Origin of the sequence: Cellulomonas humilata (genome assembly GCF_030814415.1) — a bacterium.
Taxonomy (GTDB): Bacteria; Actinomycetota; Actinomycetes; order Actinomycetales; family Cellulomonadaceae; genus Cellulomonas; species Cellulomonas humilata_A.
The window spans coordinates 444,695-458,534 of the sequence record NZ_JAUSVB010000002.1; the positions used below are offsets into that span (position 1 = coordinate 444,695).

Genomic DNA, 13,840 nt, shown 5'->3' on the forward strand with positions numbered 1-13,840 from the left:
GCTCCGCTCAGTACGCGAACGACAGGGGACGCTCGTGCGCCGTGCCTGGGTCGTTGTCGGGGTTGTCCGGGCTGGGGTCGTGCTCGCTGTCCGCCACACCCTGGATCGCGTACCGGTGCATGAGGCGGTACCAGAACACGGCGAGGACCCCGTAGAGCAGCGTGAAGGCGATCAGGCTCGTCAGGATCGTCCCCGTGCTGGTCACCGTGGAGACGCCGCGGGCGGTGAGCAGCCAGACGCCGTCGACGCCGCCGGGGTTCGGGTTGGGCGCGACGACCCAGGGCTGACGGCCCATCTCGGTGAAGATCCAGCCGAACGACGAGGCCAGGAACGGGGTCGCGATCGCGGCGATGCCGAGCCGGCCGACCCACACGTTCCCGCTCACGCGGCCCTTGCGGGTCACCCAGAACGCCACCACCGCGAGCGCGGCCGAGCCGAGCGCGAAGCCGATCATGAGACGGAAGCCCCAGTAGGTGACGGCGAGGTTCGGGATGTAGCTGATCGGGTCGCCGTTCGCGTCGGTGTACCCGAACTTCTCCTCGTACGACTGCTGCAGCTGGTCGGTGCCCTGCAGGGTGGCGGAGAAGTCACCCGTCGCCAGGAACGAGAGCGCGCCGGGGATCTCGAGGAGGTGGGTGACCTGGTCGCAGTCGTCGCCCGTGCCCAGCGGCCCGATCGCGAGGATCGAGAAGGGCACGCTGGAGGTCGTCTGGCACAGCGCCTCGGCGGCCGCCATCTTCGTCGGCTGCTGCTCGAACATGAGCTTGGCCTGCTGGTCGCCGCTCAGGGCGACACCGACGCCGGAGATCACCATGACGATGACCCCGAGGACGACCGCGGGGCGGTAGACGTCGCGCGCCTTGTCCGCCTGGCCCGCGCGCACCAGCCGCACCATCCACCAGGCGGCGATGCCGGCGACGAACGTCCCTGCGGTGAGGAACGCGGCCGAGATCGTGTGCGGGAACGCCGCGAGCAGCGTGTTGTTCGACAGCACGGCGCCGATGTCCGTCATCTCGGCGCGCCCGCGCTCCGCGTTGAACGTGGCACCGACCGGGTGCTGCATCCAGGAGTTCGCGGCGAGGATGAAGTAGGCGGACAGGTTCGTGGCGATCGCCACCGCCCAGATGCAGGCGAGGTGGACCTTCTTCGGCAGCTTGTCCCAGCCGAAGATCCACAGCCCGAGGAACGTCGACTCGACGAAGAACGCGGCGAGCGCCTCCATGGCGAGCGGGGCACCGAACACGTCACCGACGAAGCGGGAGTACTCGCTCCACGCCATGCCGAACTGGAACTCCTGCACGATGCCGGTGGCCACACCGATCGCGAAGTTGATGAGCAGGAGCTTCCCGAAGAACTTGGTGAGACGCAGCCAGCGCTCGTTCCCCGTCCGCACCCACGCCGTCTGCATGATCGCGACCAGTGGCGCCAGGCCGATCGTCAACGGGACGAAGATGAAGTGGTAGACGGTCGTGATGCCGAACTGCCACCGTGCCACGTCCAGCGTGTCCACGAGTCCTCCGGGGTGCTACAGGAGCTGCGGGTGCGTCGGGTCTACGGTCCGGGCGCCCGACGGACGAGACGACCGTCCAGGTCAGGTGGCCTGGACAGCAACGCGAGGACCGGGTCCAGTCTGCTCCTGTGGCGGGGGTGCTGGAAGCCAGACGCGGCCGGGTGTGCGTCACACCGGGACGCGCCGACGTGGACACGCGGCACGCCGTGCGAAGACCCCTGTGCGATACTGACCCCGGCTCCTAGGACGACCACACCGTCTCGGGACCCTTGAGCTCGCAGCACCAGCATGTCGTGCGCGCCAGCCGCCGCTTCGCCACCCGCTGGTCCCCGATCGGGACCGACGGCTCCGGCCCCGCAGGCGATGGCGCCGACCGGGTGCAGCAGCCACGACCGCCGACTTTCCGTCGCCGCGCAGCACGCGTGCGACGACCGACCGACCGAGTACCGCCGCGTGTGGGTGGCGATGCCCGGTACCCAGGAGCACTTCGCGTGACCGACGAGAACACCCCCACCACAGACGTGACGACCGCCGGGGGTGAGGCACCGCCCGCACCCCCGCGCCGCCGCCGTGCCACCCGCGTGACCGCCGCTCCCAGCAACGACGCCCCGGCCGACGCCGTGGTCACCGTGCCGGCCCCCACCGCAGAGCCGGTCGAGCCGCCTGTCCAGACGGCGTCCGTCGTCGAGGAGCAGAGCTCGGACGCATCCGCCGCGCCGGTCGCCCCGCCCAAGAAGAAGTCCCGCCGCGTGACGCGCACCGTCGTCGTCGGCGCGTCCGACGAGGCACCGGCCGTCACCGCCCCCGAGGCCGAGGTTCCGCCCGTCGTCGCCGAGGCCCCCGCGGCCGCCACGCCGTCCGAGCCCGAGGCCGAGCCGGCCAAGGCTGCGCCTCGCCGCCGCCGCTCCGGGACTCGCGCCGCCTCCGCTCCGGAGCCGGCACCCGAGCCCGTCGTCGAGGCCGAGGCCGAGGTCGTCGAGGACGAGGAGGCCGAGGGCGCTGCGACGCTCGACGTCCTCGCCGAGCTGGCTGCCACGACTCAGGCGGGGGAGCCGGCCGAGCCCGCGAGCGCCACCACGAGCACCACCTCCACCGGCTCCCGCTTCGCCACGACCGCGCTGCTCTTCCAGGCGCCGGACCCGAGCGCCGCACGGCCGCGCCGCCGCCGCGCTCAGGCCAGCACGGGCTCGCCGGAGGAGATCTCGGAGGCCGCCCACCGCGACGCCGCCGAGCTGGTCGCCGAGACGGTCGAGCAGGCGGAGCCGACGGAGCAGGCCGCAGCGCCCTCGTCGACGTCGTCGCGCGGATCACGCCGCCGTGGTCGTCGTGGCCGCACCGGTGACGCGGCGTCCGTCGAGGACGCCGCCGCCGAGGACGTCGACGCGCAGGACGAGATCCCTGCCGACGAGGTCGCCGAGGACCAGACCGCCGACGACCAGGTCGAGTCGGACGAGGACGACGAGAACGAGGCGTCCGACGAGGGCGCCGCCGGTGCACCCCGTCGCCGTCGTCGCCGTGGCGGCCGGGGTCGGCGCAGCCGTCCCGAGTCGGCGGGCACGACCGAGGACGCCGACGAGTCGGACGACGAGTCCGACGAGGGTGCCGAGGGCGACACCGAGTCCGACGCCGACGACTCCGCGGTGGAGGGCGACGGCTCGAGCCGTCGGCGTCGCCGCCGCCGTCGGGGTTCCTCGCGGGGCGACTCCGGCGAGCAGGGCGAGGCCCGCCCGGCCCGCACGCGAGCGCCGAGCGACGAGGTCACGGCCCTGCGCGGCTCCACGCGGCTCGAGGCCAAGCGCCAGCGCCGCCGGGACGGTCGCGACGCCGGCCGTCGCCGCCAGATCATCACGGAGTCCGAGTTCCTCGCCCGCCGCGAGTCGGTGGACCGCTCGATGATCGTGCGCGAGAAGAACGCCCGCACGCAGATCGCCGTGCTCGAGGACGGTGTGCTCGTCGAGCACTACGTGTCCAACCAGGCGCAGTCGTCGATGGTCGGCAACGTCTACCTCGGTCGCGTGCAGAACGTGCTCCCGAGCATGGAGGCCGCGTTCGTCGACGTCGGCAAGGGCCGCAACGCCGTGCTGTACGCCGGTGAGGTCAACTGGGACGCCGCCGGGCTCGAGGGCGGGTCGGCCCGCCGCATCGAGCAGGCGCTCAAGTCCGGTGACCCCGTGCTCGTGCAGGTCACCAAGGACCCGATCGGCCACAAGGGTGCGCGTCTGACCTCGCAGGTCACGCTCGCCGGCCGCTACCTGGTGTACGTGCCCGGCGGCGGCATGACCGGCATCAGCCGCAAGCTGCCCGACACCGAGCGCAACCGCCTGAAGAAGATCCTGCGCGAGATCGTCCCGGACTCCGCCGGCGTCATCGTCCGCACGGCCGCCGAGGGGGCCAGCGAGGACGAGCTGCGCGCCGACATCGCCCGCCTGCAGGGGCAGTGGGAGGCCATCGAGAAGAAGTCGAAGACCGCGTCGGCCCCGGCCCTGCTCCAGGGCGAGCCGGACATGGCCATCCGCGTGGTCCGCGACATCTTCAACGACGACTTCTCGTCCCTCGTGGTCGAGGGTGCCGACGCCTGGTCGACGATCTCGTCGTACATCGACGAGCTCGCCCCGGACCTGGCGCAGAAGGTGTCCCGCTGGGAGTCCGACACGGACGTCTTCGCGGTGCACCGCATCGACGAGCAGCTGGCCAAGGGCATGGACCGCAAGGTCTGGCTGCCGTCGGGCGGCTCGCTGGTCATCGACCGGACCGAGGCCATGACGGTCGTGGACGTCAACACCGGCAAGTTCACGGGCTCGGGCGGCACGCTCGAGGAGACCGTGACGCGCAACAACCTCGAGGCCGCCGAGGAGATCGTCCGCCAGCTCCGCCTGCGCGACATCGGCGGCATCATCGTCATCGACTTCATCGACATGGTGCTCGAGTCCAACCGCGACCTCGTGCTGCGCCGCCTGGTGGAGTGCCTGGGCCGCGACCGGACCAAGCACCAGGTCGCCGAGGTCACCTCGCTCGGCCTGGTCCAGATGACGCGCAAGCGCGTCGGCCAGGGCCTCGTCGAGGCGTTCAGCGAGACGTGCGAGCACTGCCACGGGCGCGGCTTCATCGTGCATGAGGAGCCGATCGAGAAGAACAACCAGCGTCCCGACGCCGGTGCCCAGCAGCAGCCGGCCACCACCGCCGCCGAGGGTGAGGCCAAGCGGTCTCGTCGCAAGCGCGGCGGTGCCAAGGAGCCGGTCGCGCACGTCCCGCACGCGGGCGTGCCGGTCCTGCCCGAGGCCCGGGAGGCGGTCAAGGCGACGCTCGCGACGATCGCCGCGGCCGCCGCCCACGCGCACGAGCACGACCACGAGCACCACGCTCCGGCCGTCATCGCCGAGACCGACGAGGCGCCGGCGCCCAGCGCTCCCGCTCTCGACGTGTTCGCCGAGTTCGCCGGCACGCAGTTGCCGGCGGAGCCCGAGTCGGACGGACCGGTCGAGGAGCTCGAGCTCACGGCGGTCCCCGCGGACGTGTTCGAGGCGGACAGCGCCGAGCCTGCGGACGACGAGCCCGCGGACGCCGAGCCTGCGGACGACGCCGACACCCAGCAGGGCTGACGACAGGGCTCGTGCCGGTCAGCCGACCGGCACGAGCGCCTCGTCGCGGGGTGCCAGCCGCACGCCGGCCACCCGGTCCTCCATGCGCGCGAGCCACCGCTCGCGTCGCTGCGGGGACACCTCGGCCACGCGCGGGTGGCTCAGCCATCGCGCCGGCACGCCCATCTTCTGCCACACCCCGCGGACCGACGCCTTCTGCGCAGTGTTGCCGAACAGCCACCGGTAGGCGGGTCCCGGGGTCGCCATCGTGGTGGCCACGGTGACGCGCTGGAGCCGGACGAACCGTCCGCGGGGCAGGCCGAACGCGCCGTCCTCGTACGCCCAGCCGGGCACGAGCACCTTGTCGATGAACCCCTTCATCACCGCCGGCGCGGTCTCCCACCAGACGGGGTGCACCAGGACGAGGTGGTCGGCGGCGTCGATCCGGCGCTGCAGGTCGGCCACGACCGGGTCGATGGTCGTGTGCTCCCGCCAGGCCGCCAGGTCCGCGCGGCGCATCACCGGGTCGAAGCCCGAGGCGTCGAGATCGAGGAGGTCCACGTCCCTCCCGGCCCGCCGCGCACCCTGCGCCGCGGCGTCGGCGAGCGCGTGGCAGAAGCTGCCCTCGTACGGGTGGTTGACGATGACCATCGTGCGCATGACGACTCCTTGAACGGTGTTAAATTGAACGCTGTTAGATTGATTTAACGCCGTTCAGTTGTCAAGGTGGGCCGAGACCCGAGGAGGTTCGGATGGCGCAACGGCTGGATCGCGAGCGGATCGTGCGGCGCGCGCTGGACCTGCTCGACGAGGTCGGGCTGGACGGGCTCACGCTCCGCCGCCTGGCGAGCGACCTCGGCGTGCAGGCCGCGGCGCTGTACTGGCACGTGCCCAGCAAGGCGGCGCTGCTCGACGAGATGGCGACCACCATGCTGCGCGACCTCATCGTCGAGGCCAACGAGGAGCTCGCCGCGCTCGAGGGGGAGCCGTGGCAGGACTGCGTGCGACTCTCGGCCGTCCGGTTCCGCGCGGCGCTGCTGGCCCGCAGGGACGGCGCCCGGGTGTTCAGCGGGACGTATCTCGCCGACGAACGGCTGGCCGGGTGGATCGACCTGCCCCTGTCGATCCTCGTCGGGGCAGGCTTCACCGTGCCCGACGCGACCCGCTCCTGGGGGACGCTGCTCGCGTTCGTCCAGGGGTTCGCGGTGGAGGAGCAGGCGATGCCGGCGGGCGCGAGCGGCGACGTCGAGGAGCGCTTCGCGTTCGGCGTCGACGTGATCGTGCGAGGGCTCGAGTCCCGGCTGGGGGTCGCGGTCGACGGCGTGGCGGCAACCGCGGCCCGCTGACGGGTACCCTGGACGACGTGCGTTAGGTCACGTCGCCCCGGTGGCGGGACCGTCAGGTTTGACCCTGCGGCGTGGGGTCCGTACCCTAGAACGTCGGCGCGTCGTGTGCGCGCTGGTCAGGTGTGCCGCCGCAGCGGCGCCGACGCGAACCCCCACGGGAACCGGCGACAACCGGTGGCAGCGGGATGTGCGCGGGCGCAGGCAGGGCACACCCAGAGCGTTAGTGACCTAGGCAGTTCGACGAGCAGAGATGAGCAGCAACGTGGTGTACGCGATCGTGAAGGCTGGCGGCCGCCAGGAGAAGGTCGCGGTGGGCGACGTCGTCGTCGTCGACCGCCTCGCCGCGCAGGCCGGGTCGACCATCGAGCTGACCGCCCTGCTGCTCGTCGACGGTGAGAAGGTCACCACCGACGCCAAGGCCCTGGCCAAGGTGAAGGTGACGGCGGAGGTCGTGCGGGACGAGAAGGGTCCCAAGATCGACATCCTCAAGTACAAGAACAAGACCGGCTACCGCAAGCGCCAGGGTCACCGCCAGAAGCTGACCCGCCTCAAGGTCACCGGCATCTCCTGATCTCGCGCCGTGGCCTGCAGGCTGCGGACCCCCATTCTCTGAGCACGAAAGCAGGTTCGTCATGGCACACAAGAAGGGCGCGAGCTCCTCGCGCAACGGTCGCGACTCGAACGCCCAGCGCCTGGGCGTCAAGCGCTTCGGTGGCCAGGTCGTCAAGGCCGGCGAGATCATCGTCCGCCAGCGCGGCACGCACTTCCACCCCGGCGTGAACGTCGGCCGTGGCGGCGACGACACGCTGTTCGCCCTCGCCCCCGGCGCCGTGACCTTCGGGACGCGCCGTGGCCGCAAGGTCATCGACATCGTCGTGGCGGCCGAGGTCTGAGTTCTTCATGACGATGCGGCATCGGTCCGCGTCGGGTCATTCGTGGGAGGGGCGCACCGGTGCGGTGCGCCCCTTCTGCGTGTGAGTATCGATAAGTAGCAATGCAAGGGAGGTTCAGCCGTGGTGACATTCGTCGACCGGGTCGTGCTGCATGCGACCGGCGGTGACGGTGGGCACGGTTGTGCGTCCATCCACCGGGAGAAGTTCAAGCCGCTCGCCGGCCCCGACGGGGGCAACGGCGGCAACGGTGGTTCGGTGATCATCGCGGTCGACCCGCAGGTCACCACACTGCTCGACTACCACCACTCGCCCCACCGGCACGCCCCGTCGGGGACACAGGGCATGGGTGACCACCGCTCCGGGTCCACCGGCGCCGACCTGGTGCTCGGTGTCCCGGACGGCACCGTCGTGAAGGCTCCCGACGGCACCGTGCTCGCCGACCTCGTCGGCGTGGGCGCCGAGTACGTGGCGGCTGCCGGCGGTCGCGGGGGGCTCGGCAACGCCGCGCTCGCCTCGCAGCGCCGCAAGGCACCCGGCTTCGCGCTCCTCGGCGAGCCGGGCAACGAGCAGGACATCGTGCTCGAGCTCAAGACGATCGCCGACGTCGCGCTCGTCGGCTACCCGAGCGCCGGCAAGTCCAGCCTCGTGGCCGCCATCTCCGCGGCGCGGCCGAAGATCGCCGACTACCCCTTCACGACGCTGGTCCCCAACCTGGGCGTGGTGCAGGCGGGCAGCGCGCGGTACACCGTCGCCGACGTCCCGGGGCTCATCCCGGGCGCGTCCGAGGGGCGTGGCCTGGGCCTGGAGTTCCTGCGGCACATCGAGCGCTGCGCGGTCATCGTGCACGTGCTCGACTGCGCGACGCTCGAGCCCGACCGCGACCCGCTCTCGGACCTCGAGGACATCGAGGTCGAGCTGCGGACGTACGCGGGCGACCTGAGCATCGAGGGTGGGCGCGTCCCGCTCCTGGAGCGACCGCAGATCATCGTCCTCAACAAGATCGACGTCCCCGAGGCGCGCGAGCTGGCCGAGCTGGTCAAGCCTGACCTCGAGGCCCGCGGGTTCCGCGTGTTCGAGGTGTCGACCGCGAGCCACGAGGGCCTGCGTCCGCTGACGTTCGCGCTCGGGGAGATCGTCGACAAGGCCCGTCGCGACGCGCCGGCGCCGGAGAACACCCGCGTCGTGCTGCGCCCGAAGGCCGTGGACGACGCCGGGTTCACCGTGACGCGCCGCGAGGTCGAGGGCCAGGGCGTGTACTTCTGGGTGCGGGGCGAGAAGCCCGAGCGCTGGGTGCGCCAGACCGACTTCTCCAACGACGAGGCCGTCGGCTACCTGGCAGACCGGCTGGCGCGGCTGGGGGTCGAGGAGAAGCTGTTCGCCGCGGGTGCCGTCGCCGGCGACGAGGTGCGCATCGGCCCGGAGCACAACGCGGTGGTGTTCGACTGGGAGCCCACGCTCATGACCGGCTCCGAGTTCCTCGGCGGTCCGCGCGGCGTCGACCTGCGGCTCGAGGACCACTCGCGCCCGACGCGTGGCGAGAAGCGCCAGGAGTACAAGGAGCGCATGGACGCCAAGACGGAGGCGCGCGAGGAGCTGTGGACCGAGCGCGAGGCCGGCGTCTGGACCGACGCGGCGGAGAGCTGACGTCCGGCCACCGGATATGCGCGTGACCTGCAGCGGCCACGCGGCAGAATGCGGGACGTGACCGTCGACGCCCTGCAGGACCGCCAACAGCTGGTCTCGGCGTCCCGGGTGGTCGTCAAGATCGGCTCGTCGTCGCTGACCGGGCCGGACGGGCGGCTCGCTCCGGAGCGGCTGAACGCGCTGGTCGACGTGCTCGCCGCGCGCCGCGCCGCGGGCGGACAGGTGGTGCTGGTGTCGTCCGGCGCGATCGCCGCCGGCCTCGGCCCGCTCGGTCTGGCGGCCCGCCCGCGCGACCTGGCGACCCAGCAGGCTGCCGCGTCGGTCGGTCAGGGGCTGCTCGTCGCGCACTACACGGCCGCGTTCGCCCGGTACGGGCTGCAGGTCGGGCAGGTGCTGCTGACCGCCGACGACACCGTCCGACGGGTCCACTACCGCAACGCGCACAGAGCACTGACCCGGCTGCTCGACCTCGGGATCGTGCCCGTCATCAACGAGAACGACGCCGTGGCCACCGACGAGATCCGGTTCGGGGACAACGACCGTCTGGCCGCCCTGGTCTCGCACCTGGTGCACGCGGACGCGCTGCTGCTGCTCAGCGACGTCGACTCGCTCTACACCGGGCCGCCGTCGCGCGACGGGTCCCGGCGGATCGCGTCGGTCGTCCACGCGCAGGACCTCGAAGGCATCGACGTCGCGTCGCGGGGGAGTGCCGTCGGCACCGGCGGGATGGTGACCAAGCTCGAGTCGGTCGCGATCGCGACGCAGTCCGGGGTCCCGGTCGTCCTGACGTCCGCCGCGCAGGCGGCGCAGGCGCTGGCCGGACAGGACGTCGGCACCTGGTTCACGGCGACCGGTCGACGCACGTCGATCCGCCGGCTGTGGCTCGCGCACGCCGCGAACACGCGCGGACGGCTGGTGCTCGACGCCGGTGCGGTACGGGCCGTCCTGGAGCGGGGGACCTCGCTGCTGCCCGCCGGGGTGACCGGTGTCGAGGGCACGTTCGAGGCGGGCGACCCCGTCGAGCTCGTCGGCCCCGACGGTCACCTGGTGGCGCGCGGGCTGGTCTCCTACGACGCCGAGGAGGTCCCGCCGCTGCTGGGCCGCTCGACCTCCGAGCTGCGCGCCTCCCTGGGCCCGGGATACGACCGCGAGCTGGTCCACCGCGACGACCTGGTCCTGGTCCGCAAGCGCCGCTGACCCTGCTCGCGCCGGTGCCGACGGGCACGCGTCGCCCGCACCCGCACGAGGTCTGCGCCCCCGCGCGTGACGCCGAGAGCTCGCGCGACGACGGCCGCACTCCGGTGGGCTCCAGCGCGTGGGGGTGCGGACCCAGAGCGGGGGCGCCGGTGTCGCGATCCGGCGGGACTACCCTGGTGCGATGACGACGTCGCTCGACCAGCCGGTGCAGACGACAGCCGAGACGGACGTGACCGCGCAGGTCCGCGCGGTCGCCGAGAGGGCCAAGGTCGCCTCCCGTCGGCTCGCCACCGCCACCCGCGCCACCAAGGACGCAGCGCTGCGGGCGATGGCCGACGCCCTCGTCGCGGCCACTCCCGAGATCGTCGCGGCCAACGCGGTCGACCTGGAGCGCGGCCGGGCGAACGGCACGTCCGCCGGGCTGCTCGACCGCCTGGCGCTGACGCCCGAGCGCATCGTGGCGATCGCGGATGCCCTGCGGGAGCTCGCCGCGCTGCCGGACCCGGTCGGAGAGGTCGTGCGCGGCCAGACGCTGCCGAACGGTCTGCGGATGCGCCAGGTGCGGGTGCCGATGGGTGTCGTCGGCATGATCTACGAGGCTCGGCCCAACGTGACGGTCGACGCCGCGGGGCTGGCCCTCAAGAGCGGGAACGCGGTCATCCTGCGCGGCGGCTCGGCCGCGGCGGCGAGCAACGAGGTCATCGTCGGCGTCCTGTCGCAGGCACTCGTCGGGCAGCGGCTGCCCGGGGCCCTGGTCCAGTCGATCGACGCGTGGGGACGTGAAGGGGCTGTGGCACTCATGCACGCTCGCGGCCTCGTGGACGTGCTCGTGCCGCGCGGCGGGGCGGACCTCATCCAGACGGTCGTGCGGGAGTCGACAGTGCCGGTCGTGGAGACCGGCGTCGGCAACGTGCACGTCTACGTCGACGAGACGGCCGACCTCGCGGTCGCCATCCCGATCCTCCTGAACTCCAAGACCCAGCGCGTCGGTGTCTGCAACGCCGCCGAGACCCTGCTGGTGCACCAGGCGGTCGCCGACGAGTTCCTGCCGGTGGCGCTGGCGATGCTGGCCGACGCGGGCGTGACCATCCACGGCGACGAGACGACCCTCGCGCTGGCCCCGGACGAGGTCTCCTGCGTGCCGGCCACGGACGAGGACTGGGCGACCGAGTACCTGTCGCTCGACCTCGCCGTCCGCGTGGTCGACTCGCTCGACGAGGCCCTCGACCACATCCGGGAGTGGAGCTCCGGGCACACCGAGGCGATCATCACGCGGGACCTCGCGTCGTCCGAGCGGTTCGTCGCCGAGGTGGACTCCGCGGCGGTCATGGTGAACGCGTCGACCCGCTTCACCGACGGCGGTCAGCTGGGCCTGGGCGCCGAGATCGGGATCTCCACGCAGAAGCTGCACGCGCGTGGGCCGATGGGCCTCGGCGAGCTCACCACCACCAAGTGGATCGTGCACGGGGACGGGCACGTCCGCCCCTGATCGCACAGCCGATCGTGCGACACTGTTGGCTCTCGCCCACCCTTGGAGGATTGACGTGCATGCTGCCCTGATCACCGCTGCTGAGGCCGCCGAGCACACCAACGAGCTGCCGTTCCCGCCCGTGGTGTTCGGTGTCGGTGCGTTCGTGGGTCTCGTCGCGTTGCTGCTGATCACGTTCGCGTTCCGGAGTGTCGGGACGCGCCACTGACCGACCGACCGGAGGGCACCGAACAGATGTCGGAGCGACCGCGCAGGACGCGGCTGGGTGTGATGGGTGGCACGTTCGACCCCGTCCACCACGGTCACCTGGTCGCCGCGAGCGAGGTCGCCGCACGGTTCGAGCTCGACGAGGTCGTCTTCGTCCCGACAGGTCAGCCGACGTTCAAGCTGCATCAGGACGTCACCGCCGCCGAGCACCGCTACCTGATGACGGTCATCGCCACCGCCTCGAACCCGCGCTTCACCGTGAGCCGCGTCGACGTGGACCGTTCGGGTGTGACGTACACCGTGGATACCCTCCGCGACCTCAAGACCACGCGCCCGGACGCCGAACTCTTCTTCATCACGGGTGCGGACGCCATCGCACAGATCGTGACGTGGAAGGATGCCGACGAGCTCTTCTCGATGGCGCAGTTCGTGGCGGTCACCCGCCCCGGGCACGCACTGTCGGTCGACGGGCTCCCCGGTGATCGTGTGCACGTCCTGGAGGTTCCCGCCCTGGCGATCTCCTCGACCGACGTCCGCGCACGAGCACGCGCCGGGCAGCCAGTCTGGTATCTCGTCCCCGACGGGGTCGTCCAGTACATCGCCAAGCACAGGTTGTATCGAGGTCAGTCATGAGTGAACCGGGAGAGCGGCGCCGTCGTCGCGAGCTCCATCGCAACCCTGAGACGGGTGACGTCCAGGGCGCCGCACCCGACCCCGGGCCCGCGGCACCGCCGGCCACCCCCGCACCTGCCCGTCCGGACTCCGCCCCCGTCTCTCGTCGTGCGATGCGTGGACCGAGCGGCGGCGAGGACACCCCGCCCCGCGGCACCGCGTCCGACGCCAGCCGGTCCCGCCGATCCATCCGCGACACGTCGCTGGACCCGACCAGCTCGCGCCCCGCCCCGGCAGGCTCCGGCACCCCCGCGTGGTCGGCGCAGCCGCCGGCCGCCACCCCGCCCAGCCGGCCGACCGCACCGCCGCCGCCGCGCCAGGCTCCGTCCGGCGCTCCCGCGATCTCCCGCACGCCGGCGGCCCAGCGTCCCCCCGCCGCCGTGCCCCCGCCGGCGACGCGTCCCGCAGCACCGACGTCGCCCGCGACGTCCCGCCCCGCTGCCGCCGCCCCGAGCGGTCCCGCCACCTCGCGCCCGGCACCCTCCTCGGGCGCTCCGGCGCAGTGGGGCCAGCGCAGCGCCGAGCCGACCGGTCCGGCCGCGCCGGGCGCCGGGTGGTCGCCGTCGCAGGAGCGCGCCGCGACGCCGCCGCAGAGCGGCACCCCTGCGCAGCCCGTCCGTCGCGAGAGCCCCAGCTGGACCGGCTCCGGAGCCGCCGCAGCGGGGACCGTCGGGTCCTGGGGCACGCAGCCGTCCGCACCGCAGGCCCCCGCACCTCAGGCGCCCGCTCCGCAGGCCCCGGCCCCGCCGCAGGCGCCGTGGCAGCAGCAGCGTCCTGCCCAGGCACCGGCTCCTGCCGCGCAGCCCGCCGCGTGGCAGTCCACACCGTCGACAGCACGCTCGGCGTCGGCGCCGGCGACGAGCCGGCCCGCAGCACAGCCGACGGGCCAGCCCGGCTGGTCCGGGGCGCAGACGCCCGCCGCCCCTGCCCCGGAGTCAGCAACCGCACCGGCCGCCTGGGCGCCGACAGGGCTCTCGCCGTCGGGCACCGTGCCCGCCCCCCGCGCCGGCGGAGAGCCGGCCGCGCCCGCGTTCGCCGCCTCGTCGGCCGGCCGGCCGGACCACGTCGGCTTCGGTACCACCCACGACGAGGACGACGACTTCGACGACGATGACGACTACGTCGAGCGCCCGCGCCACCCGTACACGTGGCTGCACCTCATCGTGCTCGCACTCGTCGCGTTCGTCCTCGGCTTCCTCATCGTCCTGCTGCTGAGCAACAACTCGGCCGACGACGCCGGCTCCACCGCCGCGGCGCACCTGGTGATCGGCCCGCCGGCCGACCCTGCTGGACTCTGACAGACC

At 72.8% G+C, this 13,840-nt stretch carries 12 protein-coding genes; 10 read left to right on the top strand and 2 right to left on the bottom strand.

All coding sequences use genetic code 11. The features are described from left to right. Nucleotides 1-7: 7 nt before the first annotated feature. A complete protein-coding gene (locus tag J2X26_RS08185) occupies nucleotides 8-1,510 on the bottom strand; it encodes a cytochrome ubiquinol oxidase subunit I (RefSeq protein ID WP_307491329.1) in 1,503 nt (500 codons plus the stop codon). A 491-nt stretch (nucleotides 1,511-2,001) separates the two neighbouring features. Here J2X26_RS08185 and J2X26_RS08190 point away from each other — a divergent pair, with 491 nt between their 5' ends. Next, nucleotides 2,002-5,109: an Rne/Rng family ribonuclease gene (locus J2X26_RS08190; protein WP_307491331.1), complete on the top strand. Its 3,108-nt coding sequence runs from the start codon at nucleotides 2,002-2,004 to the stop codon at nucleotides 5,107-5,109. Between the two features lie 18 nt (nucleotides 5,110-5,127). On the opposite strand, the gene J2X26_RS08195 is transcribed toward J2X26_RS08190, so the two are convergent. Then, on the bottom strand, nucleotides 5,128-5,748 hold the full coding sequence (locus J2X26_RS08195) for an NAD(P)H-dependent oxidoreductase (RefSeq protein ID WP_307491332.1): 621 nt from the start codon (nucleotides 5,746-5,748) through the stop codon (nucleotides 5,128-5,130). Nucleotides 5,749-5,840: 92 nt separating this feature from the next. Here J2X26_RS08195 and J2X26_RS08200 point away from each other — a divergent pair, with 92 nt between their 5' ends. From J2X26_RS08200 to J2X26_RS08240, 9 genes are all read left to right on the top strand, one after another. Further along, entirely contained in the window at nucleotides 5,841-6,434 is a 594-nt protein-coding gene (locus J2X26_RS08200) for a TetR/AcrR family transcriptional regulator C-terminal domain-containing protein (RefSeq protein ID WP_307491334.1), read from the top strand. Nucleotides 6,435-6,696: 262 nt separating this feature from the next. Next, nucleotides 6,697-7,005, top strand: coding sequence for a 50S ribosomal protein L21 (gene rplU / locus J2X26_RS08205; RefSeq protein ID WP_186814764.1), 309 nt, complete (start codon nucleotides 6,697-6,699; stop codon nucleotides 7,003-7,005). A 61-nt stretch (nucleotides 7,006-7,066) separates the two neighbouring features. Continuing rightward, nucleotides 7,067-7,327, top strand: coding sequence for a 50S ribosomal protein L27 (gene rpmA, locus J2X26_RS08210; protein WP_055913072.1), 261 nt, complete (start codon nucleotides 7,067-7,069; stop codon nucleotides 7,325-7,327). A gap of 120 nt (nucleotides 7,328-7,447) precedes the next feature. Beyond that, nucleotides 7,448-8,971 carry a GTPase ObgE gene (gene obgE / locus J2X26_RS08215; RefSeq protein ID WP_307491335.1) on the top strand — a complete coding sequence of 508 codons (1,524 nt, stop codon included), beginning with the start codon at nucleotides 7,448-7,450 and terminating at the stop codon, nucleotides 8,969-8,971. 48 nt (nucleotides 8,972-9,019) lie between these two features. Next, on the top strand, nucleotides 9,020-10,168 hold the full coding sequence (proB, locus tag J2X26_RS08220; RefSeq protein ID WP_055913078.1) for a glutamate 5-kinase: 1,149 nt from the start codon (nucleotides 9,020-9,022) through the stop codon (nucleotides 10,166-10,168). Between the two features lie 181 nt (nucleotides 10,169-10,349). Beyond that, nucleotides 10,350-11,657 (top strand): glutamate-5-semialdehyde dehydrogenase, encoded by a 1,308-nt coding sequence (locus tag J2X26_RS08225; RefSeq protein ID WP_307491338.1) that lies wholly within the window; start codon nucleotides 10,350-10,352, stop codon nucleotides 11,655-11,657. Between the two features lie 55 nt (nucleotides 11,658-11,712). After that, complete coding sequence (locus tag J2X26_RS08230; RefSeq protein ID WP_307491340.1) at nucleotides 11,713-11,865, top strand: hypothetical protein; 153 nt, start codon at nucleotides 11,713-11,715, stop codon at nucleotides 11,863-11,865. Nucleotides 11,866-11,891: 26 nt separating this feature from the next. Continuing rightward, nucleotides 11,892-12,497, top strand: a complete 606-nt coding sequence (nadD, locus tag J2X26_RS08235; protein WP_307491341.1) for a nicotinate-nucleotide adenylyltransferase — start codon at nucleotides 11,892-11,894, stop codon at nucleotides 12,495-12,497. 152 nt (nucleotides 12,498-12,649) lie between these two features. Beyond that, nucleotides 12,650-13,834 carry a hypothetical protein gene (locus tag J2X26_RS08240; protein ID WP_307491342.1) on the top strand — a complete coding sequence of 395 codons (1,185 nt, stop codon included), beginning with the start codon at nucleotides 12,650-12,652 and terminating at the stop codon, nucleotides 13,832-13,834. Nucleotides 13,835-13,840: the final 6 nt, after the last annotated feature.